Below are 24,595 nucleotides of genomic sequence, written 5' to 3' on the forward strand. Positions count from 1 at the left end.
GGAGACCTCTTCAGTTATCGATCATCGCCACGCCGTGACCTCACCAGGCCCACGCCCACTTACGAAACACGGGCTAGTCGCCGGAGGTTGAGCCGGTCGGCGAGGGCGCCGCTGAAGGGGCCCAGCAGCGACGGCGCGAGATCTCCGACGAGCAGCAGGAGGGAGACCGCCAGTGCCTTCCCCGTCGTCTCGGCGACGTGGAACATGAGCGCGACAAGGCTGAGTGAATCGCCTGCGTACGAGACGAGCCGGGCCGAGAACAGAGCGCGAAAGGGTCGACTGCGGCGAAGCAGTTGCGTGGGGCGCAGCGAGTCACCGCCTGCCGCTGCGCCGGACATCGTGAGTTCCCCCGATTCGTGGAGGTGAGCAGGGGCACGAAACGTGTTGCCGTTGCCGCACCGATGCGGGGCGCGGATGCGCCACGAACAGCGCCGTTCACCGACCAGCCTTCCGGATGAAGATAGCCATTGCGGCGTCGCAGAGCGTGTGATTAACGCCGGCGCCGGTCAGCGGACGCCGGCGGGTTCGGCCGGTTGCGGGTTGCGGGGTCGGCGGCCAGGTGAGCCGGCGTACGCCGGGCACCAGCGACGTGCCGGCGCAGGAGGCCAGGACCAACAGGCCGGCGACCGCCAGGGGTACGGGCGCCGAATCCACTCAGCGGGCCTGCGCCCAGCCGACGAAACGCGGGGTCAGGTCGGGTAGCGCCACACCGGGGTTGAGCACGGTGAGGTCGGCTTCGGCCTGCTTCTGGACTGTCGCCAGGTGCGTCAACAGACCTGGGCGATCCTCGCGGTACTCGCCGAGCAGACGCAGCTTCGCGGTCGAGCACGGCCAGAGGATGCCGCAGGCCGGGCAGCGCCACGACGGGCGCAAGGGGGAGTGCGTCGACCTCCTGGCCCTTCCTTCGGTGTGTGGCACGGGTTCTCCTCCTGGGTCGGCTGCTGGAAGCGGGGCCGCCTCTGGTCGCGGAAGCGGCCCCGCCACGAACGCGTCCGCCGGGTTCGGATCCCTGCCGGCCGCGCCGTCTATACCGCACTTTCCCGTGAGTCTCTGGACAAGCACACAGCGTTACGTAATCTCCTTGGCGCAGCCCTTTTGCTCCCAGGAAGGAACGGCATGAACCATGCCTTTGTCGCAGCGCTCGCCGAGGCGGGTCATACGGCCGAGAGCCTCGCCGATCGGATCGGCGTGCACCCGAAGACCGTTGCCCGGTGGGCGAACCCGGGCCACGTGCCCCAGAGCCGGCACCGCGCGAGCGTCGCCGAGCTGCTGGCGCGCGACGCCGAGGCACTGTGGCCGGATGCCCTTCGTCGTCGCGAACCGGTGTGGTTCCGGCCCTGGGTCGACATCGAACGTGAGGCGGTGACGCTGCGGTCGTTCCAGTTGGCGTGGGTGCCGGGGCTGCTCCAGACCGAGGCGTACGCCCGGGCGACCCTGGCCGGCGGCGTGCTGACGCCGGACGCGGTCGACGAGTTCACCGCGGCGCGGATCGGCCGGCAGTCGATTCTCGACCGGGACGCCGACGGGCCGCTGCTCATCGCCCTGCTCGACGAGGGGGTGCTGCGCCGGCGCGTCGGCGGCGACCGCGCGCTGATGGCGGCGCAGCTCACGCGCCTGCTCGACTACGTGGAGACGGACACCGTGCAGCTCCAGATCGTGCCGTCGGACGCGCCCAGCTACCCCGGGCTCGACGGGCCGTTCAGCATCGCGGACCTGCCGGACGGCTCGCGGGTCGCGCACGTCGACAGCGCCGCACAGGCGCAGATCCTCGACCAGACATCGGAGCTTGTTAGCCTGGAACGGCGGTGGGAGCGCATTCGCGGCGAGGCGCTGCCCCGAGGGCGTTCCTTGGACCTTCTCAGAGAAGCGGCGGCATCATGGACCTGACCGGGGCGCGGTGGCGCAAGAGCACGAAGAGCGGCGGCAACGGTGGTGACTGCGTCGAGGTCGCCGACAACCTCCCGGGCGTGGTCCTCGTCCGGGACACGAAAGATCGCGACGGCGCGAGGCTCACGTTCAGTCCGCAGGCGTGGCGGAGCTTCGTCGCCAGGGCACGCGACGCCCGCTGACCGTCCACATCGCGCGCACCGCACGGGCCGACCCGATGTGATCACCGCACGCCGGCCGGTTCGGCCGCCTGCGGTGGCACGCCCGTCGGCCAGGTGAGCCGACGTACGCCGGGCACCAGCGACGTGCCGGCGCAGGAGGCCAGGACCAGCAGGCCGGCGACCGCCAGGGGTACGGGCGCGCCGAACGCCTCGGCGGCCAGGGGCGCCAGCGCGTAGCCCAGCGGCATCGCGCCCATCGAGACCAGCCAGTCGTATGAGGTGACCCGGGCCAGGACCTCGGGGGGAAACTGGTGCTGCACGACTGTCTCCCAGACCGGGTTGAGGTAGCCGAGGGCGGTAAGCGCCACGGCGTACGCGACGATCACGGCCGGGGCGGGCGCGGCGACGGCGAGCAGGAACAGCGGCACGGCATAGCTGGCGAGCCCGAGGTTGGCCAGCAGCACCGGCCGGCGGAGCCGGACCCGCCCGGCCAGCAGCGAGCCGGTGAGCATGCCGATCGCGCCGGCCTGTAACAGCAGCACCCAGGTCGCCTCCCCGCCGAGACGGTCGATGGCGATGGCCGGCCCGAGGGTCATCAGCACAGCGGCAGCACCGTTCCACACACCGTGCCCGAGCAGGCTGGTCCAGAACCAGTCGCGGGCGCGAACCTCGCCGAAGCCGTGGCGCAGGTCGGTGAGGATCGAGCGGCGCGGCACCGGAACGTGGCTGACCCGCACGAGTGCGAGCAGGGCGGCGCTGAGCGCGAACGACCCGCTGTCGATGACGAACGCCCAGCCGGGCCCGGCGGCCCAGATCAGCACACCTGCCAACGCGGGCCCGAGCAGCCGGCTGGCGTTGGCGGTGACCCCCATCAGGGCGTTGGCCCGCTGCCGGTCGGCCGGGTCGACGGTGCCGGCGACCAGGGGCGATGCGGTCGGAATGGCGAACGCCGACGCGGTGCCGCCGAGCGCGGAGGCCACCACGACTGTGGTCAGCGACGGGTCACCGTCGAGCAGCTGCACGCCGACCGCCAGTTGGGTCACGCAGCGGACCAGGTCGGCCAGCAGGGCGACGCGGCGAGCGGCGAACCGGTCGGCGACGACGCCGCCGAGCGGCAGGAGGAGCAGCCGGGGCACCATCGCCGCGGCGAGGACGACTGCCAACGCCCCGGTCGAGCCGGTCGCGCGCAGCACGGCCAGGGCGAGCGCCGCGGGCACCACCGCGTCCCCGACGGCCGAGACGGTACGGCCGAGGAACAGCAGCCGGAAGGGGCGGGTGCGCAGGGGGTGAGCCATACCGAGCAACATACTTCGACGCCAAACCTTTCGGCAATGAATATTTCGTCGGTGAGCTAAGCTGGCGCCCGTGACCGACACCCCGGACGCCGTCGACCGGCACGTCGAGCGCTGGCTACCCGTGGTGCCCGACCTCGACGTGGACGTCGAGGGCGCGGTGACCCGGATGATCCACCTGACCCGGCACCTGCGCGCCGTGAAGGAGCGGGTCCTGGCCGACCTCGACCTGCCGCCACACGAGTACGACACCCTGCACGCCCTGGCCGGCCGGCGCGGCCGGGCAGCTCCCTCGGACCTCGCCGCGGACCTGGCGGTGGCCCCCGCCTCAATCACCGCCCGCGTCGACACCCTGCTGCGGCGGGGCTTCGTGCGCCGCATTCCGTCCACAGTCGACCGTCGTCGGGTGGACGTGGAGCTCACCGACGCGGGCGAGGCCGCATGGCGCGGGGCGATCAAGGTCCAGGGCGCCGAGGAACACCGACTGCTCGGCGCGCTGACGCCGACCGAGCGGCGGTTGCTGTCCGACCTGCTGCGTCGCGTGCTGCTCGTCAGCGAGCAACCGGTCGACGCGCCGTAGACCGGCCATCGAGCGGGCGCACCGCGCCGGCCGTCTACGACACCGACGACCCCACAGTCACGCCGGCACACCCGCGTCGCGGCACCGTCCGGCTGGCACCCCAGCAGGCCCTCCTGCTGGCCGACCTCTGAGCAACGAAGGGAGTTTCGATGTCCCTCCACATCCAACCCTTCCAGGTGCGGGTACCGGAATCCGACCTGCACGAGTTGCGCACCCGGCTGGCGCGCACCCGCTGGCCCGAGCCAGCGCCGACCCCCGACTGGTCACACGGGATGCCGCTGGAAGTGGTGCAGGACCTGTGCCGGTACTGGACCGAGGACTACCAGTGGCGCGCCACCGAGGCGCGGCTCAACGCTGTCCCGCAGTACCTGGTCGACGTCAACGGGACGCGGGTGCACGTGCTGCACGCCCGCTCCCCACACCCCGGCGCGCTGCCGCTCGTGCTTACCCACGGCTGGCCCGGCTCGGTGCTCGAACTGCTCGACCTCGTTGCGCCACTGACCGACCCGGTCAGCCACGGCGGTGCCGCCGTCGACGCCTTCGACGTGGTGATCCCCTCCGTGCCGGGGTACGGCTTCAGCACCAGACCGACAACAAGTGGTTGGGGCGTCCAGCGCATCGCCGCCACCTGGGCACAGCTGATGGCCGGCCTTGGCTACACCCGCTACGGCGCGACCGGAAGCGACTGGGGCACCAGCATCTCCAGCATGCTCGGTGCGCTGGACGCCGAACATGTGGCCGGCATCCATCTCGTTCCGCCCCTCGCCGGCCCGGACTCGGAAACGGACGACGACTTCACCGACGCCGAACGGGAAGCGCTGGACCGGATGCGGGAACGCGGACGAACCTCGTCGGCGTACTCGGAGATCCATCGCACCGCTCCACAGACCGTCGGCTACGCCCTGCTGGACTCCCCGGCCGGGCTGTGCGCCTGGATGGGCGAGAAACTGATCGCCTGGAGCGATCACAGCCTCCGACGGGCCGACGACCTACCGGGCGCGCTGTCGCGGGACCAGATCCTCGACCAGGTCACGCTGTACTGGCTGACCGGCACCGCCGCGTCCTCGGCACGGCTCTACGCGGAGAGCATCGACACGGTGTCAGGCTGGATCAGCGGCGCGTCCACCGACACGATCCACGTGCCCGTCGGTGCGTCCATCTTCCCCGCCGAGGTGCCGCGACCCTCCCGCCGCTGGGCCACCCGGCGCTACCCGGACATCCGCTACTGGATGGAACACGACCGCGGCGGTCACTTCCCGGCCCTTGAGGTGCCCGACCTACTGGTGCAGGACCTGCGTACCTTCTTCCGCCCGCTGCGGTAGCGCGTACACCGGAAAAATCGCGTGGCGGTCCGCGTACCCCTGATGCGAGGGTGACCGGCATGACTGCCCATGCTCTGGCCGGGGCCCTGGCCGACGACGCACGGCGACGGATCTTCGCGGCGATCGTGCTGGGGTCGACAAGCGCGGCCGAGGTCGCCCAGCGGTCCGGCCTACCGACGCGGGCCGTGCTCACCGGGCTGCGCCGGCTGGCCGACGCGGGCCTCGTCGCCGGCGCGGACGGCGCGCTCACTGTCGACGAGGCGTCGCTGCGGGCGGCTGCGCGCGACGGTCGCCCGGCCGACGACGCCGAGCCGGCCGACGATCCGGTGCTGCGCACGTTCCTACGCGCGGGCGTCCTGGTGGGACTGCCGGCGCAGCGCGGCCGGCGGCGGGTGCTGCTCGCGCACATCGCGCAACACTCGTTCGAGCCGGGGACGCGCTATCCCGAGCGGGCCGTCGACGACGCGCTCAAGCCGTGGTGCGCCGCCGGCGGATCGGACCACGCCACCCTGCGCCGCTACCTCGTCGAGGAACGGCTGCTCACCCGCGAGCACGGCATCTACCAGCGGGTCGCGGAGGAAAAGCCGTTGACCGGGCACTGATGATCGACAGGTGACCATTACCATTCGGCCCGCCTGGGTGACCGCCACCGTCCGTCCCGACCATCCGGACGCGACAGACCTGCTGCGCGAGTACATGACGGAGATGGTGGTGCGCTACCACGGCCGCCCGGCCCGACCGGGCGAGGTCGACGAGGCGCTGACCGAGATGCCCAGCGACGATCTGGCGTACCCCGGGGGTCTGCTCCTGCTCGCTTACCGCGACGGGGTCCTGGCCGGCTGCGCCGGGCTGCGGTGGCATCCCGACTGGGCCGAGCTGACCCGCGTGTTCGTTCGGCAGGCGCATCGGGGCGCGGGTGGGGGCGCCGCCCTGCTGGCCGCCGTCGAGCAGTCGGCGCGGGCGGCCGGCGCGGACCGGATCCGCCTCGACACCCGCTCCGACCTGGTCGAGGCCCGCGCCCTGTACGCCCGGCACGGCTACGCCGAGATCCCCGCGTACTCGCAGGGCCCGTACGCCGAGCACTGGTTCGAGAAGCGCCTGAGCTGACCGCTTGACGGCCGCGCGAACTCATCACCTTCACGCGCGCCGGCAGATCAACGCCTGAGAGCCTCAACGGCGGGCGGGGGGTAGAGCGCGGCGAGGGCGTGGGCGGTGCTGGCGAGCCGCTCCCGCAACTCGGGCGGGGCGAGCACCTCCGCCTGCGCGCCGAGCTTGAGCATCTCCACGCAGCCGTGTCGGATCGACTCGATCGGCACGGTCGTCGTGACCCAGCCGTCCGCGTCCGGCGCGTCGGCCCGGTCCTGCGCCGCCCGGCTCATCACGGGCGGAAACAGGTAGGTCGTCTGCGCCAGCGCCGCCACGGTCATCCGCACCCGGGCCTCGGCGCGGTACACGCCCTGCTCGTAGCGCGCGGCGTGCTCCTGCCAGGCGCCCGCCAGGTCGAACCCGGCCGGCCGCTCGGCGGGTTCGTCGAGGACCGTCAGGTCCAGGATCGCGCTCACCCGGTAGGTGCGCACCTGCCCGGACGCGGCGGCGACCAGGTACCAGCGGCCGGCCTTGAGCACCACGCCGAGGGGGTCGAGGGTCCGGGTCACCTCCCGGGGGCGCCTGCCACCGCTGGTAGCGCACGGTGACGCGACGGTCCTCCCACACGGCCGTCGCCAGCGCGGCCAGGTGCGGTGTCGGCTCGGGTTCGCGAAACCAGCTCGGCGCGTCCAGGTGGAACCGCTGCCGGATTCGGGCGCCCCCGTCGGCGAGGTCGGTCGGTAGCGCGGCGCGCAGTTTCAGCTCCGCCGTGGCCAGCACCGAGCCCAGGCCCAGCTCGGCGGCCGGGCCGGGCATGCCGGCCAGGAACAACGCCTCGGCCTCACCTGCGGTCAGGCCGGTGAGCCGGGTGCGGTAGCCGTCGAGGAGGCGGTAACCGCCGGTCGGGCCACGCTCGGCGTACACCGGCACGCCGGCGGCCCCCAGCGACTCCACGTCGCGGTACACCGTGCGAACCGACACCTCCAGGGCGTCGGCCAGTTCGGTGGCGGTCATCCGCCCCCGGGCCTGCAGGAGCAGCAGCAGGGAGACCAGCCGGCTGGCACGCACCGTGCGACGGTAGCCGACACCGTCCGCGCCGCCGCACGCGCCGGCCTCGGCGCGCCTGCGTGGCAATCCCATCCGCTGCTGAGAACCTTTTTCACATGGTGTCCTCCGACGCTCCCGTGCTCTCCCGCCCCTCCGCCCGACCGGCCCTGTCCGGCGGGCCGGTCGACGTCACCGAGGCGTGGCTGCGCAACCGTCGGTTGTCCGAGCACACCCGCGACGCCTACCGGCGCGACGTCACCGGGTGGCTCGGCTGGTGCGCCGGCCGGGATCTGGATCCGCTGCGGGCCACCTTCCTGCACGTCAACGAGTACGCCCGCGCGCTGGAGTCCACTCTCGTGGCCCGCAGCGGCCGACCCTTGACCCCGGCGACAGTGGCCCGCCGACTGTCGGCGCTGTCCAGCTGGTACGACTTCCTCGTCAAGCTCGGCGGTGTGCCGGCCAACCCGGTCTCCGGCGCGGACCGGCCCCGCGTCGACCGGGACCACTCCGCCACCGTCGGGCTCACCCCGGAGGAGGTGGACGCGCTGCTCACCGCCGCCGACGCGGAGACCGGCCCGACGGCGGCCCGCAATCGGGCGGCGATCGCGCTCCTGGCCGATCTCGGCCTGCGGGTCGGGGAGCTGGTCTCGCTGGACCTGACCGACCTCGGCACCGAACGCGGGCACCGCAGCGTGCGCTTCGTCGGCAAGGGCGGCAAGCAGCGTCGCCGCGCCCTCACCCCGGGCACCGCCTACGCGGTGGACGCGTACCTGGCCCAGCGGGCCGCCACGACCGGCGTACCGGTGACACACCTGACCGGGCCCCTGCTGGTCACCGCCAGCGGCGCCCGGCTCGACAGGCACTCGGTGTTCCGGATGGTCCGCCGGCTCGCCCGGGCCGCCGGCATCCCGGCGTGGGCGCGGCTGTCCCCGCACTCGCTGCGCCACGCGTTCGCCACCACCGCCCGCTCCGAGGGTGTTCCCCTCGAAGACGTGCAGGACGCCATGGGCCACGCCGATCCACGCACCACCCGCCGCTACGACCGGGACCGGCACAACCTCGACCGCGACCCGGCGTACGCGGTGTGGGCCGCCCGGTCGCGCCGCCGCGGCTGACTGTCTGACCCCCGGCCTACGGTCGGCGGATGAGACACGGACTGGAGATTCCCTGCGGCGGCGGCGACGTCGCGGTGTCCACCCTGGTCGAGCTGGGTGAGCTGGCCGAGAGCGCCGGGTGGGACGGGGTGTTCCTGGAGGATTACGTGATCCACTACTCCGGCGACGACCCGTCCACCTACGACCCGTGGCTGGTGCTCACCGCGATCGCCGGGCGCACCGACCGGGTGCGGCTGGGCACCACTGTCACCGCGCTGCCCCGCCGCCGCCCCGCGAAGCTGGCCCGCGAGGTGCTGACCCTCGACCACCTGAGCGCGGGCCGGGCCACCGTGGCCGTCGGTGTCGGCGACCCCGGCGACCGGGGCCTTGCCGCGTTCGGCGAGCCGACCGAGCTGGCCGTGCGCGCCGCGATGCTCGACGAGGGTCTCGACCTGCTGACCGGCCTGCTCGGTGGTGAGCGGGTCGACCATCGGGGCACCCACTACCGCGCCGAGCAGGTGGCGCTGCGGCCACCGCCCGTGCAGTCGCCCCGCGTGCCGGTCTGGGTCGGCGGCAGCACGCAGGCCGGGGCGGTGCGCCGCCGGGCGGCCCGCGCCGACGGCATCGTGCCGTACAAGCTCACCGACACCGACGGCTGGGCCGACTTCACCCCCGACGAGGTCCGCGACCTCGTCGCGGCCCTGCCCTCGACCCGGGCCGACGGCCAGCCGTTCGACGTGGCGATCGGCGGGCGACGCCGCCGCCCGGACGAGCGCGCCGAGCGGGCCTACCACCGTGAGTTGGCCGCCGCCGGGGCCACCTGGTGGCTGGAGTACGTCCCGGTGGGTGACCCGGCGGCGATGCGGGCCGCGGTGGCCCGCGGCCCGCTGCGCTGAGCGCCCTGCCTCAGGTCAGCCCTGCGGGCGGGGGCAGATGCAGAACGGCTGCCCGATCGGGTCCAGCAGCACCACCCAGCGGTCGCCGCCGGGTTGGAACTCCGGCTTCGACGCGCCGGCGGCGACGAACTCCTTCTCGGCCACCGCCAGGTCGTCGACGTAGAGGTCGAGGTGGTAGCGCTTCTGTGCGGCCGGGTCCGGCCAGGCCGGCGGCTGGTAGCCCTCCACCAGGCCGAAGCCGATGGACGCGCCACCACCGCTGATCATGGCGTACTCGGCTTGGCTGTGGGTGATCTCCCAGCCCAGCGCCCGGTGGTAGAAGGCGGCGTGCGCGGCCGGGTCGGAGCTGTCCAGGTTGACCATCGCGAGGTCGGCGGTTGTTGTCATGCGGGCAGTCTGCCCCGACGTACCTGCCAACCAGTGTCAGGTACGTCGGCGGTTCCTCGACCGGCCCGCAGCGACGCTCAGCAGAGCAGGTCCAGGTGGTGGTGGGCGTCCTCGGCGATGTCGTCGTGGCGCAGCCACCGTCGCGCCCACAGCCGGGCGGCCAGTTCCGCCTGCTCGTCGCCCCACGCGGCGTGCTCCACGAGCAGGGCGGCGGTCAGCGCGTACGCCAGGCGCAACGCCAGGCCGCGCGCGCCCGCGAGCACCCCCGCCGAGCCCGGGTCGGCCGTCACCGCCGCGATGGTGTCGTCCAACTGCGCGGCGGCGGTGGCCAGGGTGTCGGCCAGGGCGGGCGACAGCGGCCGGGCCAGGTCGACGGCGGCGGCCAGTCGGCTCAGCAGTGGCGCGCCGGCGTCCTCCCGGGTCAGCGCGCGCAGCACGTCCAGGGCCAGCACGTTCGTGGTGCCCTCCCAGATCGGCAGCACCTGCGCGTCGCGCAGCAGCCGGGGTACGCCGGTGTCCTCCACGTAGCCGGCGCCGCCGAAGCTCTCCACGTACTCGCTCGCGGAGCTGACGGCGAGCCGCCCGGTGGCCAGCTTCGCCAGCGGCGCCACGATGCGCAGTTCCGCCGCGGCCTCCGGGTCGGCGCCGACCTCGACCCGCCCGAGCAGCGCGAACGCGTGTCCCGCGAGGGCGAACGCGCCCGCCGCGTCGACCGCGAGGGTGCCCAGCGTGGCCCGGTGCAGCGGCGAGGACGCCAACGCGCCACCCGCCACGTGCCGCGCGTCGGCGTAGGCGCGGGCGTAGGCGAGGCCCCGTCGCATCCCGCCGGCCGCGGCGGCGGCGTTGTGCACCCGGGTCACCACGACAAGGGTCATCGCCCGGACCAGGCCGGGCACCGTCGGGTCGCCCAGCGGCACCGCGTACGCGTCGCGCAGGCCGATCTCGGCGGTCGGCAGCGCTCGGGTGCCGAGCTTGTCCTTGAGCCGGTGCACGATGACACCGGGGGCGGGCCCGTCCGGTGCACCGCCACCGATCAGCGGCGAGTCGACCGCGTAGCGGGGTACGAGGAACGGGGCGAGCACCCGGCTGCCGCGCCCGGCGCCCTCGGGACGGGCCAGCGCCACCGCCATCGCGGCGTCGGCGGCCGAGCAGAACCACTTCTCCCCGGTCAGCCGCCACGAACCGTCGGCGGCGGGTCGGCCGATCGTGGCGGAGCGGCCCAGGTCGGAGCCGCCCTGCGCCTCGGTCATCCACTGCCCACTGGTGATCGCCGTGGCCGGGTCGGTGGAGATCAGCCGGGGCAGCCACGCGTCGCGGACACCGTCGTCGACGTCGGGGAGGCTGAGCAGCGCCGCCGCACCGTCGGCCATCGCCACCGGGCAGGAGAACGTCGCCGACTCCGGCCCGTACAGGTGCAGCAGCGCGTGTTGCACGACCCGTGCGGCGGCGCCCCAGGTGCCGCGCGCGTCGGGAAGGTAGGGCAGCGCCACCACGGCGTGGCGGGCGGCGGCGGCGCGCTGCGCCTGCCAGCCGGCGGACACCTCGATCCGGTCGACGCGGGCGCCCCAGGGGTCGTAGCGGACCAGCGTCGGCGAGTGTGCCTCGGCGTCGGCGTGCGCCGCGCGCAGCGGCCCGGTGACGTCGGCGGCCAGGTCGGCGAGGCGGCCCTTCGCGGCCGCGTGTCCGTCCGGGCCGAGGTGACGTTCCAGCCAGGACCGCAGCAGGGCGTCACCGGCGTACGGGTCGGCGGGGGGTGGTACCGGCTGCACGAAGCGGCTCATCGATCGGCTCCCTGGCGCTGCGGGGGTGTGCGCCGACGGTAGACGATGGGTGACCGCGTCGAATAGGGGCCCAGTTTCCGGCATGTCACGCCTGTTTGCGATGACCTTCTCTACGGTCGGTAGTCGTGGGTGCCGGTCAGTCGTGGAGCCGATCGGCCCGGCGACGCCGCCCGATGCACGTCGGGCTGGCCTTCGCCGGGTTCGGCATGGCGCTGTGCTGCGTCGGGGTGGCCGGGCTGGGGGCGTGGAACCTGCAGACGGTGCGGCAGGCCGCCGGTCCGATCCGGGAGACCGCCGACGGTTTCCTCAGCGAGGTGACTCTCGGCGACAGCGACCAGGCGTACGACCGGCTCTGCGCGGACGCGCGTACCCGCTGGAGCGCGATCGGCTTCACCAGTTGGGTGCGGACGCCACCGATGGTGACCGACTACGAGATCACCGACGTGTCGGTGTCCACCAAGGGTGGGCGTCCGCGCGGCACGGTGACCGTGAAGGTGACCCGCGACGGCGGCATCAGCGAGGAACGCCGCCTGCCGGTGGTCCGCGAAGGCGGCGACTGGAAGGTGTGCGGTGACCCGTTCTGAGTCGCCGAACGGCGAACCGGCGCATCCCCGGTGGCTGCGGAAGCGGCAGGGGGTCGAGCCGACCACCTCGACCGAACTCTTCTTCGACCTGGTCTTCATCTTCACGATCACCCAGCTGTCGCACTACCTGATCGAGCACCCGAACTGGCGTGGCGCCGAACGGACCGCGTTGCTGCTGGCGCTGGTCTGGTTCGTGTGGATCTACACCACCTGGCTGACCAACTGGCTGCACCCGGACCGGGGTCCGGTGCGGGCGATGCTGATCGGGGTGGCGCTGGGCAGCCTGCTGTTGTCGGCGGCGATCCCGCAGGCGTTCGCCGGGACCGGCCTGCTGTTCGCGGTGGTCTACGTGAGCGTGCAGGTGGGCCGCACCGTGTTCGCGCTGTGGGCGGTGCAGGGCACCCCATGGCTGGTCGACGGCTTCCAGAAGTCGCTGCCGTGGATAGCCGGGACGTCGGCGCTCGTGGTGGTCGGTGGCCTCGTCGGCGGGGCCGTCCGGGAGGTGGTGTGGGCGGCGGCGGTCGTGCTGGACGTGGTGGGCCTGTTGATCGGCTACCCGCTGCCCGGGCGCGGGCGGAGCCGCCCCGAGCGGTGGATGGTGGAGGGTGGGCACCTGGCCGAGCGGTGCGGGGCGTTCGTGCTGATCGCGTTGGGCGAGTCGATCCTGGTCACCGGCACGACCCTCACGTCGCACGTCAACCGGGTGACGTCCGGGGCGTTCCTGCTGGCGTTCGCCGGGTCGGTGGCCCTCTGGTGGGTGTACTTCGCCAGGTCGGCTCCCGCCGCGACGGAGGTCATCGCCCGCGCCGGCGTACGCACCGGCGCGTTGAGCAGGGTGGGGTTCAACTACCTGCACCCGGTGATCGTCGCGGGCGTCATCGTGACCTCGGCGGGCGACGAGCAGCTCCTGCGCGAGCCGGGCGCCCCCGCCACCATGACCGCCGCGCTGTTCACCCTGGTCGGTCCGGCGCTGTTCCTCGCCGGGCACGCCGCCTACATGGCGGTGCTGTGGCGGACCCTACCGACCAGCCGGATCGTGGCGGTGCTGGTCCTGCTGGCGTTGGCGCCGGTCGGTGTGTGGCTGGGGGCGACCGTCGCGGCGTGCGCCACCGGGGCGTTGGTGGTGACCGTCGGGGTCATCGTCGCCGACCGGGTTCAGGTCCGGCGGGGCACGCGGTGACCGGGCCAGGACCGGACGGTGGGCCGGTCCACCCGCAGTTGCTGCGTCCGCGCCGCGGTGTGGAGCGGACCACCTCCACCGAACTCTTCTTCGACCTGGTGTTCGTCTTCACGATCACCCAGTTGTCGCACTACCTGAGCGAGGATCTCAGTTGGCGGGGCGCCGGGCGGACCGCGGTGTTGCTGGGCCTGATCTGGCTGGTCTGGATCTACACGGTGTGGGCGGGCAACTGGCTGCACCCGGATCGGGCGCCGGTGCGGGCCACGCTCCTGCTGGTGACGCTGGGCAGCCTGCTGCTGGCCGCGGCGCTGCCTACCGCGTTCGGTGTCAACGGTCTGCTCTTCGCCGTGGCGTACGCGGCGGTGCAGGTGGGGCGGACGGTCTTCTCCCTGTGGGCGATCCGTGGGCAGCCGTGGCTCGGCGACAGTTTCCGTCAGTGCGTGGTCTGGATCGCCGGCACCGGCACGCTCGCGGTCGTCGGTGGGCTGGTGGACAGCCCTGCCCGGGAGGTGATCTGGATCGCGGTGATCGCCGTCGACGCGACCGGGCTGGCGACCGGGTTTCCGGTGCCCGGGTTGGGACGCAGCACCCCGGAGCACTGGGAGGTGGAGGGTGGGCACCTGGCCGAACGTTGCCAGGCGTTCATCCTCATCGCGCTGGGCGAGTCGATCCTCATCACCGGAAGTACGCTCACGCAGCGGCTGGACCGGGTGACGATCGCCGCGTTCCTGCTCGCCTTCGCGGGTTCGGTGGCCCTGTGGTGGGTGTATTTCGACCGGGCGCAGGCGGTCATGGCGGCGCTGGCCGCGGCGGGTGATCGGGCCGGGCGGCTCTCGCGGCTGGTGTTCAACTATCTGCACCCGGTGATGGTGGCCGGCATCGTCGTCACGGCGGTGGGGGACGAGCGGCTGCTGCACGCTCCCGGTGAGCCGGTCGGGTGGGCGGGCGCGCTGGTCGTGTTGGGCGGTCCGGCGCTGTTCCTGGCCGGGCACGGCGCGTACCAGCTGGTGCTTCGTCACCCGGGGGTGGCCGCCCGGGCCGCGGCGGCGCTGCTGCTGGTGGCGCTGATACCGGTGGCGGTCGCTCTGCGGGTGCCTGTCGCGCTGGCCGTCGGGGCGGCGCTGCTGGTCACGGCAACGGTGATCGGGGCGGACTGGATGTCGGGGCGGGGAACGCCTCAGTCGCGGGGGCCGAGGTCGCCGCTGCGGTAGTGCCGGCGGCAGAGCACCTGGTAGCGCACGTCTGCGGTGTCGACGGTGTCGCCGATGACGACCTGCGCGCCCTCGCGGACCACCCGACCGTCGACGACCCGCGCGTTGAGCAGGCCCTCGCGGCCGCACCAGCAGAGCACCTCGACCTGGATGCGGGCCACCTCGTCGGCCAACTCGAACAGGCGTTGCGCGGCGGGGAACAGGCAGGACCGGAAGTCGGTGGCGAGGCCGAACGCGAACACGTCCACGTCGTAGCTGTCGACCAGCTCGGCCATCTGCTCGACGTGCTCGACGGTGTAGAAGCACGCCTCGTCGCAGATCAGGTAGTCGACGCGGACCCCGTCGGCCCAGCGGCCGCGTACGAGCGCCCTCAGGTCCAGGTCGTCGGTGACCTCGATGGCCTCGTGGGCCAGGCCGATGCGGGTGGTGACCTGCGGGCCCAGCGACCTGTCGATGCGGGTGGTGACCAACCCTCTCCGGCCCTGCCGGGCGTGGTTGTAGTTCATCTGCAACGCCATCGTGGACTTACCGCAGTCCATCGGGCCCCAGAAGAACTTCAACGCCGCGGCGTGCACCGGACGCCCGTCGAGCCCTCGCGCGGCCGCGCAGCCGGCCGGTGCGTGCGGCTGGCCGGGGAAGGGGTGGGCCAGGCAGGTTGGGGCGGCAGCGGCTTCGTCGGTCACGGTCGGGCAGCCTAGCCGATCGACAGGCCCGGATCTGTCGGGTGCGGGATGCGTGCTCAGAGCACCCGGGGCGGGGTGTTGCCGGCGGCGACGATGGCCCGGCGGATCGGCACGGCGGCCAGCAGCAGGAACCCGACCACGAAGAAGATCAGCAGTGAGACCAGGCCCACGCGGTAGGAGGCGGTGAGTTGGAACACGAGCCCGAACGCGAGCGGACCGAGCCAACTCGTGCCCTTGTCGCTGATCTCGTAGAAGCCGTAGTACTCGCCCTCCTTGCCGGTGGGGATGAGCTGGCTGAACAGTGACCTGCTCAGCGCCTGGCTGCCGCCGAGGACCAGGCCGATGGCCGCGCCGAGGACCATGAACGGCACCGGCGCCTCGGCGGGCAGCCGGAACGCGCCGAGGATCACACCGGTCCACAGCACCAGGCTGAGCAGCACCGTCTTCCACGCGCCGATGCGCCGGGCCAGGGCGCCGAGGCTCAGCGCGCCCCCGAAGGCCAGGAACTGCACCAGCAGAATGGTGACGATCAGGGTGCTCTGCTCCAGCCGTAACTCCTCGGTGCCGTACTGGCTGGCGAGGGTGATGACGGTCTGGATGCCGTCGTTGTAGACGAGGAACGCGAGCAGGAAGAACAACGTCAGCGGGTACGCCTTGACCTCGCGCAGGGTGTGGCCGAGCTGCCGGAACCCGTCGGTGAGCACGTTGCCGCGCGCCACCAGGGCCGCCGCGGCGGGGCGTTCGCGCAGCCAGCGCAGCGGCACCAGCGTGAACGCGGCCCACCACACGCCGGCGGAGACGATCGACCAGCGGGCCAGGTCCAGGGTGCGTTGCGGGTTGTCGTCCTCGCTGAGCACTGTGACCGCGACCAGGTTCAGGGCCAGCAGCACGCCACCGCCGAGATAGCCCAGGGCCCAGCCGCGGCTGGAGATGCCGTCGCGCTCGTCGGGGCCGCCGAGCTGCGGAAGGAACGAGTTGTAGACCACGACCGCGGCGCCGAAGGAGATGTTGGCGATCAGGAACAGCGCCCCGCCCACGAGGTAACGGTCGCCGGTGACGAAGGCCATCGCGATGGTCGCGGCCGCGCCGGTGAACGCGGCCCCGCCGAGCAGCCGCTTCTTGTGCGCCGACCGGTCGGCGATCGCCCCGATGACCGGCAGCACGAACACGGTGAGGAACACCGACAGCGAGATGAGGTACGGGTAGTACGAGCCGGCCGCGACGCGGATGCCCAGCGGGTGCACGTACCCGTCGCAGGTGTCGGCGCCCAACTCGCAGCCGGCGGCCAGCTCGGCGACGGTGGTCAGGAACGGGCCGAGGAACACGGTGATCACGGTGGTCTGGAACGCCGAGTTCGCCCAGTCGTAGATGTACCAGCCGCTGCGCTCGCGGCGGGTGCTCGCCGGGGGCGGGGTGTCGTCCACCGTGGGGGTCACGGTCTCGGCCATCGGGGGTCCTTCGATGATGGTCAGGCGGCCCAGTGGCCGCGGCTGCGGTAGACGTCGCGCAGCACGCCGACGTGATCGGTCATGATGCCATCCACGCCTCGATCCAGTAAGTCGTGCATCTGGGCGGGTTCGTCGATCGTCCAGACGTGCACCTGCAGTCCGAGGCGGTGGCAGTAGTCGAGGAACCGGCGGTCCACCACCGGCACCCGTCCGTAGCGCGGCGGCACCTGTGCGGCGACCACCGACGGCGGAAGTCGCAGCGGGCGTCCGTGCAGGGAGGCGAGCCGCAGCCGGGCGACGCCTCGCATGCCGAGGCTGGTGGCGACGCGCCCCTGCGTGAGCGCCCGCAGCCGGGTCAGTCGGGCGTCGCTGAACGAGGCGAGCAGCACCCGGTCGCCGGCGCCGGTCCGGGTGACTGTCGCGACCGTCGGCGCGACGCCGCCGTCGGCCTTCACGTCGATGTTGAAGCGGACCTGCGGCCAGGCGCCCAGGACCTCGTCGAGCCGGGGTACGACGGCGGCGCCGCCGACGCGTACCGATGCGAGGTCGGCCCAGCGCAGGTCGACGATGCGTCCCGCCTCGCCGGTGACCCGCGCGAGCGTCGGGTCGTGGAAGATCACCGCCACCCCGTCGGCGGTGGCGTGCACGTCGGTCTCCACGTACCGGTAGCCCATCCCGATGGCCCGGGCGAACGCCTCGGTGGTGTTCTCGTCGCCGTCGGCGGCGCCGCCGCGATGGGCGAACGCCAGCGGCGCGGGCGCGTCCAGATAGCCGAATCGGGTCAGCACGCGACGCAGTATGCCCCCGGTTGGTGGCCTGCGGGTGGCCGGCCGGCGTCTGTCGCCCTCTCGCGCGGACCTGGCGGCTTTCAGCCCACGGGGGTGCCGACACCGCCGTACTCCAGGGTGGCGCGCAGCCGTGCCAGCGTGTGACCGAGTTCCGCGACCTGGGCCGGGGCGATCGACCGACCGATGTGCGTGGCCAGGTGCTCCTGGAAGGTCTCTTCGGCGTCGCCGACGAGTTGGGTGCCCTGCGGGGTCAACTCCAGCAGCAGTGACCGGCCGTCGGCGGGGTTCGGCACGCGCCGCACCCAGGCCCGGGCCTCGAGCCGGCCCACGCCCTTGCTGGTCGCCCCGACCCCGATTGCGAAAAACTCGGCGAGGTCGGCGACCCGCGAACCAGGATGGTCCCGTAGGTAGGCCAGAAACTCGAACTGCGACGCCACGATGCCGTGCTTGCGGCGCAACGCGTCGTTCAACGCGTTGTAGAGCCGCGTCTCGCAGCGGACCAGGTCACTGAAGACCTGGGCGAGTGTGGCGGGCCCAACGCCGGAGAAAGATGCCGTGGCAGGTATATTAGCTTCCACGGCAGCTATTTTATCGCCTGTGGGAGGCGTCGGACATGAGCAGGGAACAGCGCGCGGCAATCGGCGCCATGCTGGGCGGCGGGCCCAAGGGCTTCGCGCCGGAGCCGGTCGAGACGATGCGGGAGAGCTTCGCCGCGCTCATGGCGCCGTTCCCGGTGCCTGCTGCGCGGACCTCGGAGCTGACCCTGGGCGGCCGTCCGGCGGTGCTCGTCGAACCGGAGGGCGAAGCGCGCCCCGGCACGATCCTGTACTTCCACGGCGGCTCGTTCGCGCTCGGATCTCCGCAGACCGCGATGGGCCTGACCGCGAGTCTGGTCACGCGGACAGGAGTGCGGGCCTTCTCCCTCGACTACCGGCTGGCCCCGGAGAACCCGTTCCCGGCCGCCATCGAGGACTGCCTCGCGGCGTACCGGTCCCTGCTCGACAGCGGCGTCGCCGCCGAGTCGATCGCGTTCGCGGGCGATTCCGCCGGTGGTGGTCTCACGGTGACCACCACCCTCGCCGCCCGAAACGCCGGGCTGCCTCTGCCGGGCGCGCTCGTCGCGTTCTCGCCGGGCCTGGACCACACCCGCACGGGCGAGTCGATGGACACCAAGGAGGGCATCGACCCGTTCTTCACCCGGCAGGGCATGGCCCACACGGCAGGTTTCTACCTCGCCGGCCAGGACCCGAACCAGGAGCTTGCCGCGCCCGCCGTGCTCGCCGACCTGACCGGCTTCCCGCCGATCCTGCTGCAGGTCGGCACGAACGAACTGCTGCTCGACGACTCGGTCCGGCTGGCGAAACGCGCCCGCGACGCCGAGGTCGACGTCATCCTCGACATCACCGCCGGCGTTCCGCACGTCTTCCAGTCCTTCATCGGTCAGCTCGACGAAGCCGACCACGCCCTGGACCGCGCCGCGATGTTCATCACGCAGCGACTACAGACCCCCTGAGCGTCCCGAGCGCGCGTACAGCGGCCGCGCTGGGCATCAGCCGCAGAGCAGGTCGTCCAGCAGGGTCATCTGCCGCTGGATGACCGCCACCGCCGGACCCGGGTCAGCCAGCTCGGTGGCCAGGTACAGGACCGTCGAGCGGCGCCCGTCCGGGCTGACCGCGGCGAGGGTGCTCATCCTGGGCATGGAGCCGACGTGCGCCCAGGAACCGCCGCACCGGTTGGGTATCCACATGACGCCCAGCCCGTACCGGATGCCCGGCCGGATGCCCTGGAACCCGGCGGCCAGCACGGTCCGGCGCAGTTCGGCCAGTTGCGCGGGCCGCAGTAGCTGACCGTGGCCGACCGCCTGCCAGAAGCGGGACAGGTCGGTGGGGGTGCTGACCAGGCCGCCCGCCGACGCCGTGACCGTCGGGTTGAACACGGTCGTGTCGACCAGCGGCCCGCCGGGCTCGAACTGCCGGTACCCGTTGGCGTGTGGCTGGGGAAGCGTCGGCCGGTCACCCGGATAGAACGTGTGGGTCAGGCGCAGCGGCAGCAGGATCCGGGACCGTACCTCGGTGTCCCACCGGTGCCCGGTGACCCGTTCGACGAGCATCCCGGCCAGCAGGTAGTTGGTGTTCGAGTAGCTCCAGCCGGTGCCGGCGACGAACAGCGGCGCGTGCCGCATCGCGGTCGCCACCTGCTGCGCCTCGGTGTAGTGGTCGAAGCGGTGCGCCTCGAACTCGTCGGCCGACCGCAGGGCGGCGAGGTCGCCGGTGGCGTCGTAGAGGCCGCTGGTGTGCTGCAGGAGCTGGCGAACGCTGACGTGCCGACCGTCGTTGCCGGTGCCGGTGACGACGCCGGGCAGCCAGCGTTCGACCGGGTCGTCCAGCCGGATCCGGCCCTCGCCGACGAGTTGCAGCACCACTACCGACACGAACGTCTTCGTGGTGCTGCCGATCCGAAAGTACCCGTCGACAGGCATCGGCGCGCCGGTGGCCAGGTCGGCCACACCGCTGCCCGCGAGGGTCACCTGGCCCTCGTCGCGGACCAGGCCCTGCGTCCCGGACACGCCCAGACCGTGCAAGTCGTCCAGGCCCTCCCGGAGCACCGTGGCCGTCAACAGGTGATCCGAGGTGCGCGGTGCGGCCGACCCGGCCGTGGGGCCGACAGTGGTGGCCAGCACCACCGCCACGGTCGCGGCCGCCACGACGCCACGCCACCGCACTGCCTTCCGTACTGCGAAAACCACGCTCATCTCACGGCTCCCTTCGGGAAAACACTGTGCCCAAACGGTATGAAGAGCCTCGATGTCCGCACCAACCGGAAAACCCCAGCCTCGACGTGGGGGTTAGCCCCCAGTCTCGGCGCCAGCGCGCGTTGGTGCCGACCTACGAACTGAGGTGGCGCAGGACCGCGAGGACACGGCGGTTGTCGGCCTCGTCCGGGGGCAGCCCCAGCTTGTCGAAGATGCTCGCAACGTGCTTCTCCACCGTTCCGCCGGTCACCGTGAGCGCGTCGGCGACGCCGGCGTTCGAGCGCCCCTCCGCCATCAACGCGAGCACGTGACGCTCGCGTGGGGTCAGCGCCGCCACGCCGCCGGCTCGGCGGCTGACGCGCAGCAGTTGACCGACGACCTCCGGATCGAGCGCCGTGCCGCCCGTCGCGACCCGCCGTAACGCGTCGGCGAACTCCGCGACGTCGGCCACCCGTTCCTTCAGCAGGTACCCGACGCCCGCCGCGTTGCCCTCCAGCAGCCGGGCCGTGTACGTGGTCTCGATGTACTGCGACAGCACCATCACCCCCGTGCGGGGGTGCTGGCGGCGGATCTCGAGTGCGGCGCGCAGCCCTTCGTCGGTGTGGGTGGGCGGCATCCGGATGTCGGCGACCACGACGTCGGGCTGATGCTCGGCCACCGCGGCAAGCAGCGTCTCGCCGTCGCCCACGGCGGCGCACACCTGGTGGCCGTGGTCCTCGATCAGGCGGGTGAGCCCGGCCCGGAACAGGGCGGCGTCCTCGGCGATCACCACGCGCACCCTCATGCGCGCAGCGGAAGCTCGACGGTCATCGTCGTCGGGCCACCGGGTGGGCTCGCGATGCTCAGCGTGCCGTCGACCACGGCGACCCGTTGCGCCAGCCCGGACAGGCCGGTGCCCCGGGTGGGCTCGGCGCCGCCGATGCCGTCGTCGGCGACGCTGAGCCGCATCGCCCCCCGCCCGCCTGTCACCCGGAGGGCGATGGTGTTCGCGAAGCTGTGCTTGGCGGCGTTGGCCAGTAGTTCGGCGGCGCAGAAGTAAGCGATGCTCTCGATCGCGGGGGTGGGCCGGACCGGGATGCCGATCTCCAGCTCGACCGGGATCGCACTGTCGGCGGCCAGCGAGGCGAGGGCGTCGGGCAGCCCGGTGTCGAGCACCGGCGGGTGGATCCCGCGAGTCAGAGCGCGCAGTTCGCCGAGGGCGTCCTTGGCGCTGCGCAGCGCGGCGTCGACCAACTCGCGGACGGCGGCGGCGTCCGCGACCTCGTCGCCGTCGCCGAGCTTCCGGCGGGCCATGCCGAGGTTCATGGCCAGCGTGGCCAGCCGGATCTGCGCGCCGTCGTGCAGGTCGCGTTCGAGCCGGCGCAGCAGGGCGGCGGAGTCGTCCACCGCGGATGCCCGGCTCAGCTCCAGCTCGTGGACCCGTTGCGCCAGCGGCCCCGGCCCGAGCAGACCTCGGATCAGCCAGGCGTCGGCGGACGTGGCGGCTCTGGTCACCCACGGCGCGGCCACCAGCATCGCCGCTCCCGCCGCGGCGGCGGCGAACGTGCCGCCCAGGGTCGCGACGCGGAACGTGCCGTCGCCGAACAACCCGAACGGCGTGAACACCGGCACCGGGTCCAGCCGGACCCCCGGCGGGTGGTTGCGGAAGGCTCCCCACAGGAGCGGGTAGCTCAGGTTGACCAGCCCGCCGATCCAGAAGAACACGGCGTACAGCTCGATCAGGCTGGCCGGCAGCTTGGCCAGCAGGTACCCGACGACCCGCCAACCGGCCCCGTCGCGGGAGCCGGGCCAGGCCCGACCGGCGGGGCTCGCGCGCACTGGCGGCGCCGCCGCGACCCGGACTCCGAGCAGCCGGGTCGCGAGCATGCGGTGCAGTGCGCCAAGCCTGCGGGCCGCCGTCGTCGAGACCAGCAGCACGGCCAGCAGTCCCACGCTGACAACGGCGATGCCCAGGTCGGTCGGGGTGGGGTTGTCCCGCCCACCGTTGCTGACGAACCAGCTCAGGTCCACCGCGACAACGAAGAGTGCCACCGGGTTGAGCACGATGAACGGCAGCCCGGCGACGCAGAACACCAGCTCGCAACCCGCACGCTTCTGGAACGGGACCACGGCCGCCGCGCGGTAGCCCCGCCACGAACGCCTGCCCTGCCTCCGGTCGTCCGGCGGCGGGGCCGCGGTCGACGTGCGTACCGGAGGGCCCATGCCCGTCATCCTCCTCCCCGCCCGCCCGGCCTCCTGCTCAAGCGTCCCGCCTGGCCGGCGGCACGAGAGATGACGCTAGGCGCGCGATGGTCCGGGCAGAAGCCGGCTGGCAGCCGTTCCGCACTGGGGGATTTCCCCCAGGCGGGCCGACGCGCGCGGACGTGTGCGGCGTCAGGCCAGCCAGCCGCCGGTCAGCCGGGCGACCGCGGAGCCGTCGAGGTCGGCGAGTTTGACTCCGACGAACTGCCGGGCGCCGTCGGAGGTCTGCGCCCGTACCGGCGGCGTCGGGTCGGTCAGCGCGGCGAGCACCACCGCCGCGGCGTCGGCGGGGGACTGCGCGGCGGCGAACGCCTGCCCGGTGCGAGCCAGGTAGGCGCGTAGCGCCGGCCCGTACGCCCCGGCGGCGGCGATGGCGGCGTCGGCGTCGATGCCGATGTTGGTGACGAACTCGCTGGCCACCGCGCCCGGCTCGACGACTGTGACCCGTACGCCTGTGGTCGCGGCGAGCGGGGCGAGGGACTCCATGTACCCCTCGACGGCGAACTTCGCCGCGCAGTACGCCTCGTTGAACGGCTGCCCGACGATCCCGCCGACGCTGGAGACGGTGACCAGCCGGCCCCGGCTGGCTCGCAGGTGCGGCAGGGCGGCGCGGCTGACGTGCAGGACGCCGAAGAAGTTGACCTCCATGACGGCTCGTACGTCGTCGATGGTGTCCTGTTCCAGGGTGCCCACGTGCCCGGCGCCGGCGTTGTTGACCACCGCGTCGAGTCGGCCGTACGTGCCGATTACCTCCTCGACGCAGGCGGTCACCGAGTCGGGGTTGGTGACGTCGAGGCGGCGTACGTCGATCAGGTCGGCGACCCCGGCGGCGCTGGCGGCCTCGCGTAGCCGGTCGGCGCGGGCCACGTCGCGCATGGTGGCAACGGTGCGCCAGCCGGCGTTGGCACAGCCGAGTGCGATCTCCAGGCCGATGCCTGTGGACGTGCCGGTGACCAGCACCGTCTGCTCGCTCATGATCTTCTGCTTTCCTCGTTGACGCCTGGGGGCAGGGTTTCACCCTCGCAGGGTGCTCGGCGGCAAGTCCGGGCGGGTTGCCGCCGTCCGGGGGGTGCTACTAGGTTCGGTGCCGTGACTGCCGGGTCGGCCATGGGCCACGAGCGGACAGGGCACCCGGCGGGCGAGTGAGCCCCGGGCGGGCCCGAGGCCCGCCGTCGATGAATCCGATTCCTTGCGCGCCCCGTTCGTGGGTTCGCGCCCACGCGGCGGTGTCGTCGCCCGCCGCGTGGCTTCGCCATCGATGCCCTGTCGCCTTCCTCGCCGTGCCCTGCCTGGCGCGGCGACCCACTCTTTTTCGGGAGTCACATGCCACACAGCTTCAATCACGACGTCATCACGGAGTTCCGCGCGAACGGCGGCCGGGTCGGCGGCTGGTTCGAGGGAGCCCGGTTGCTCCTGCTGACCACCACCGGGTCCCGCACCGGCGCGCCGCACACCACCCCGCTGGGCTACCTGCCCGACGGCGGCGAGCGGGTCCTGGTCGTCGCCTCCGCCGGGGGCGCGCCGCGGGATCCGCAGTGGTTCCGCAACCTGCTGGCCGATCCGCTGGTCACGGTGGAGGACGGGGTGTTCACCTACCGGGCCCGCGCCGAGGTGCTGGCCGGGGCCGAACGCGACGCCGTCTTCGCCCGGGCCGTGGCGGCGGACCCGGGCTGGGGCGAGTACCAGGACCGGGCGGGACGTGTGCTGCCCGTGGTGGCGCTCGAGCCGCTGCCGGGTCCGCCGACGCCGCCGCCGGGTCCGCCGGGCGCGGCTCTGGTCGCCGTGCATGACGCGTTCCGGCGGGAGCTCGCCCTGATCCGCCGGGAGGTGGACGGTGCGGGGCCGGCAGTCGGCGCGCAGCTGCGGGTGAACTGCCTGACCCTGTGTCAGGGGCTGCGCGGGCACCACCAGCGCGAGGACCAGGGCCTCTTCGCCTGGCTGGCCTACCAGCGGCCCGAGCTGGCCCCGGTGCTGGCCCTCCTCGACGCCGAGCACCGGTCGATGACGGCGGTGCTGGACGAGTTGAGCACCGCACTGGGCACCCCGCACCCGGACCGGGAGGTGCTGCGCCGCGAGGTGGCCCGGCTCACCGACCAGGTGCTGGCGCACCTGGCGTACGAGGAGGAGCAGCTCGTGCCGCTGTTGGACGCGGCGGGCTGAACCCCGCCGCCGGTC

General features: G+C 73.0%; 26 protein-coding genes and 1 pseudogene. 13 read left to right on the forward strand and 14 right to left on the reverse strand.

The window, feature by feature from the left end; all coding sequences use genetic code 11:
* Positions 1-59: 59 nt before the first annotated feature.
* Together ACLQ26_RS16150 and ACLQ26_RS16155 are read right to left on the reverse strand one after the other, a co-directional pair.
* Positions 60-338 (reverse strand): hypothetical protein, encoded by a 279-nt coding sequence (locus ACLQ26_RS16150; RefSeq protein ID WP_425745192.1) that lies wholly within the window; start codon positions 336-338, stop codon positions 60-62.
* A gap of 316 nt (positions 339-654) precedes the next feature.
* The gene (locus tag ACLQ26_RS16155) at positions 655-918 is read right to left on the reverse strand and encodes a flavin reductase (protein ID WP_425745193.1); all 264 of its coding nucleotides are present in this window, start codon (positions 916-918) and stop codon (positions 655-657) included.
* A 198-nt stretch (positions 919-1,116) separates the two neighbouring features.
* Between ACLQ26_RS16155 and ACLQ26_RS16160 the strand changes: the two genes are divergently transcribed.
* Together ACLQ26_RS16160 and ACLQ26_RS16165 are read left to right on the forward strand one after the other, a co-directional pair.
* Complete coding sequence (locus ACLQ26_RS16160; RefSeq protein WP_425745194.1) at positions 1,117-1,887, forward strand: Scr1 family TA system antitoxin-like transcriptional regulator; 771 nt, start codon at positions 1,117-1,119, stop codon at positions 1,885-1,887.
* Positions 1,878-2,069, forward strand: coding sequence for a DUF397 domain-containing protein (locus ACLQ26_RS16165; RefSeq protein WP_425745195.1), 192 nt, complete (start codon positions 1,878-1,880; stop codon positions 2,067-2,069). The genes ACLQ26_RS16160 and ACLQ26_RS16165 overlap by 10 nt, the downstream gene beginning before the upstream one ends.
* A gap of 41 nt (positions 2,070-2,110) precedes the next feature.
* On the opposite strand, the gene ACLQ26_RS16170 is transcribed toward ACLQ26_RS16165, so the two are convergent.
* Entirely contained in the window at positions 2,111-3,343 is a 1,233-nt protein-coding gene (locus ACLQ26_RS16170; protein WP_425745196.1) for an MFS transporter, read from the reverse strand.
* Positions 3,344-3,413: 70 nt separating this feature from the next.
* Here ACLQ26_RS16170 and ACLQ26_RS16175 point away from each other — a divergent pair, with 70 nt between their 5' ends.
* The 4 genes from ACLQ26_RS16175 (at position 3,414) to ACLQ26_RS16190 (ending at position 6,349) form a co-directional block, all read left to right on the forward strand.
* On the forward strand, positions 3,414-3,920 hold the full coding sequence (locus ACLQ26_RS16175) for a MarR family winged helix-turn-helix transcriptional regulator (protein WP_393292478.1): 507 nt from the start codon (positions 3,414-3,416) through the stop codon (positions 3,918-3,920).
* Between the two features lie 149 nt (positions 3,921-4,069).
* Entirely contained in the window at positions 4,070-5,242 is a 1,173-nt protein-coding gene (locus tag ACLQ26_RS16180) for an epoxide hydrolase family protein (protein WP_425745197.1), read from the forward strand.
* A 59-nt stretch (positions 5,243-5,301) separates the two neighbouring features.
* A complete protein-coding gene (locus ACLQ26_RS16185; protein ID WP_425745198.1) occupies positions 5,302-5,844 on the forward strand; it encodes a DUF2087 domain-containing protein in 543 nt (180 codons plus the stop codon).
* Positions 5,845-5,854: 10 nt separating this feature from the next.
* Positions 5,855-6,349: a GNAT family N-acetyltransferase gene (locus ACLQ26_RS16190; RefSeq protein ID WP_425745199.1), complete on the forward strand. Its 495-nt coding sequence runs from the start codon at positions 5,855-5,857 to the stop codon at positions 6,347-6,349.
* Positions 6,350-6,396: 47 nt separating this feature from the next.
* Here ACLQ26_RS16190 and ACLQ26_RS16195 read toward each other — a convergent pair.
* A pseudogene (locus ACLQ26_RS16195) lies at positions 6,397-7,396 on the reverse strand (helix-turn-helix transcriptional regulator).
* Between the two features lie 95 nt (positions 7,397-7,491).
* Here ACLQ26_RS16195 and ACLQ26_RS16200 point away from each other — a divergent pair.
* Both ACLQ26_RS16200 and ACLQ26_RS16205 read left to right on the forward strand, forming a co-directional pair.
* Positions 7,492-8,490, forward strand: a complete 999-nt coding sequence (locus ACLQ26_RS16200; RefSeq protein WP_363685895.1) for a tyrosine-type recombinase/integrase — start codon at positions 7,492-7,494, stop codon at positions 8,488-8,490.
* 29 nt (positions 8,491-8,519) lie between these two features.
* Complete coding sequence (locus ACLQ26_RS16205) at positions 8,520-9,365, forward strand: LLM class flavin-dependent oxidoreductase (RefSeq protein WP_425745200.1); 846 nt, start codon at positions 8,520-8,522, stop codon at positions 9,363-9,365.
* 15 nt (positions 9,366-9,380) lie between these two features.
* Here ACLQ26_RS16205 and ACLQ26_RS16210 read toward each other — a convergent pair whose 3' ends face one another.
* A complete protein-coding gene (locus ACLQ26_RS16210) occupies positions 9,381-9,752 on the reverse strand; it encodes a VOC family protein (RefSeq protein WP_425745201.1) in 372 nt (123 codons plus the stop codon).
* 77 nt (positions 9,753-9,829) lie between these two features.
* The gene (locus ACLQ26_RS16215; protein WP_425745202.1) at positions 9,830-11,533 is read right to left on the reverse strand and encodes an acyl-CoA dehydrogenase family protein; all 1,704 of its coding nucleotides are present in this window, start codon (positions 11,531-11,533) and stop codon (positions 9,830-9,832) included.
* A 125-nt stretch (positions 11,534-11,658) separates the two neighbouring features.
* Between ACLQ26_RS16215 and ACLQ26_RS16220 the strand changes: the two genes are divergently transcribed.
* The 3 genes from ACLQ26_RS16220 to ACLQ26_RS16230 are packed head-to-tail and all read left to right on the forward strand — an operon-like array spanning position 11,659 to position 14,508.
* Positions 11,659-12,117, forward strand: coding sequence for a hypothetical protein (locus ACLQ26_RS16220; protein ID WP_425745203.1), 459 nt, complete (start codon positions 11,659-11,661; stop codon positions 12,115-12,117).
* Positions 12,104-13,297, forward strand: coding sequence for a low temperature requirement protein A (locus ACLQ26_RS16225; RefSeq protein WP_425745204.1), 1,194 nt, complete (start codon positions 12,104-12,106; stop codon positions 13,295-13,297). Before ACLQ26_RS16220 ends, ACLQ26_RS16225 begins: the two co-directional genes overlap by 14 nt.
* Positions 13,294-14,508, forward strand: coding sequence for a low temperature requirement protein A (locus ACLQ26_RS16230; RefSeq protein ID WP_425745205.1), 1,215 nt, complete (start codon positions 13,294-13,296; stop codon positions 14,506-14,508). Before ACLQ26_RS16225 ends, ACLQ26_RS16230 begins: the two co-directional genes overlap by 4 nt.
* On the opposite strand, the gene ACLQ26_RS16235 is transcribed toward ACLQ26_RS16230, so the two are convergent.
* From ACLQ26_RS16235 to ACLQ26_RS16250, 4 genes are all read right to left on the reverse strand, one after another.
* The gene (locus tag ACLQ26_RS16235) at positions 14,475-15,191 is read right to left on the reverse strand and encodes a thymidine kinase (RefSeq protein ID WP_425745206.1); all 717 of its coding nucleotides are present in this window, start codon (positions 15,189-15,191) and stop codon (positions 14,475-14,477) included. The two genes, ACLQ26_RS16230 and ACLQ26_RS16235, sit on opposite strands and share 34 nt — an antisense overlap.
* 56 nt (positions 15,192-15,247) lie before the next feature.
* Positions 15,248-16,639 (reverse strand): MFS transporter, encoded by a 1,392-nt coding sequence (locus ACLQ26_RS16240; protein ID WP_425745207.1) that lies wholly within the window; start codon positions 16,637-16,639, stop codon positions 15,248-15,250.
* A gap of 20 nt (positions 16,640-16,659) precedes the next feature.
* Positions 16,660-17,427 (reverse strand): glycerophosphodiester phosphodiesterase, encoded by a 768-nt coding sequence (locus ACLQ26_RS16245; protein ID WP_425745208.1) that lies wholly within the window; start codon positions 17,425-17,427, stop codon positions 16,660-16,662.
* Positions 17,428-17,507: 80 nt separating this feature from the next.
* Positions 17,508-18,005: a MarR family winged helix-turn-helix transcriptional regulator gene (locus ACLQ26_RS16250; protein WP_425745209.1), complete on the reverse strand. Its 498-nt coding sequence runs from the start codon at positions 18,003-18,005 to the stop codon at positions 17,508-17,510.
* 35 nt (positions 18,006-18,040) lie between these two features.
* Between ACLQ26_RS16250 and ACLQ26_RS16255 the strand changes: the two genes are divergently transcribed.
* Positions 18,041-18,940 (forward strand): alpha/beta hydrolase, encoded by a 900-nt coding sequence (locus ACLQ26_RS16255; protein ID WP_425745210.1) that lies wholly within the window; start codon positions 18,041-18,043, stop codon positions 18,938-18,940.
* Between the two features lie 36 nt (positions 18,941-18,976).
* Here the strand turns inward: ACLQ26_RS16255 and ACLQ26_RS16260 are convergent, their stop codons facing one another.
* The 4 genes from ACLQ26_RS16260 to ACLQ26_RS16275 all read right to left on the reverse strand — a co-directional run bounded on the left by ACLQ26_RS16260 (position 18,977) and on the right by ACLQ26_RS16275 (position 23,395).
* Positions 18,977-20,179 (reverse strand): serine hydrolase domain-containing protein, encoded by a 1,203-nt coding sequence (locus ACLQ26_RS16260; RefSeq protein WP_425745211.1) that lies wholly within the window; start codon positions 20,177-20,179, stop codon positions 18,977-18,979.
* A gap of 133 nt (positions 20,180-20,312) precedes the next feature.
* Positions 20,313-20,957: a response regulator transcription factor gene (locus ACLQ26_RS16265; protein ID WP_393293201.1), complete on the reverse strand. Its 645-nt coding sequence runs from the start codon at positions 20,955-20,957 to the stop codon at positions 20,313-20,315.
* 2 nt (positions 20,958-20,959) lie between these two features.
* Positions 20,960-22,381 (reverse strand): sensor domain-containing protein, encoded by a 1,422-nt coding sequence (locus tag ACLQ26_RS16270; protein ID WP_425745212.1) that lies wholly within the window; start codon positions 22,379-22,381, stop codon positions 20,960-20,962.
* A gap of 171 nt (positions 22,382-22,552) precedes the next feature.
* Positions 22,553-23,395: an SDR family NAD(P)-dependent oxidoreductase gene (locus tag ACLQ26_RS16275; RefSeq protein WP_425745213.1), complete on the reverse strand. Its 843-nt coding sequence runs from the start codon at positions 23,393-23,395 to the stop codon at positions 22,553-22,555.
* A gap of 348 nt (positions 23,396-23,743) precedes the next feature.
* On the opposite strand from ACLQ26_RS16275, the gene ACLQ26_RS16280 reads away from it, so the two are divergent.
* Positions 23,744-24,580: a nitroreductase/quinone reductase family protein gene (locus ACLQ26_RS16280; protein WP_425745214.1), complete on the forward strand. Its 837-nt coding sequence runs from the start codon at positions 23,744-23,746 to the stop codon at positions 24,578-24,580.
* The last annotated feature ends 15 nt before the right edge of the window (positions 24,581-24,595 follow it).

The organism is Micromonospora sp. DT43 (assembly GCF_049841645.1).
Taxonomy (GTDB): domain Bacteria; phylum Actinomycetota; class Actinomycetes; order Mycobacteriales; family Micromonosporaceae; genus Micromonospora.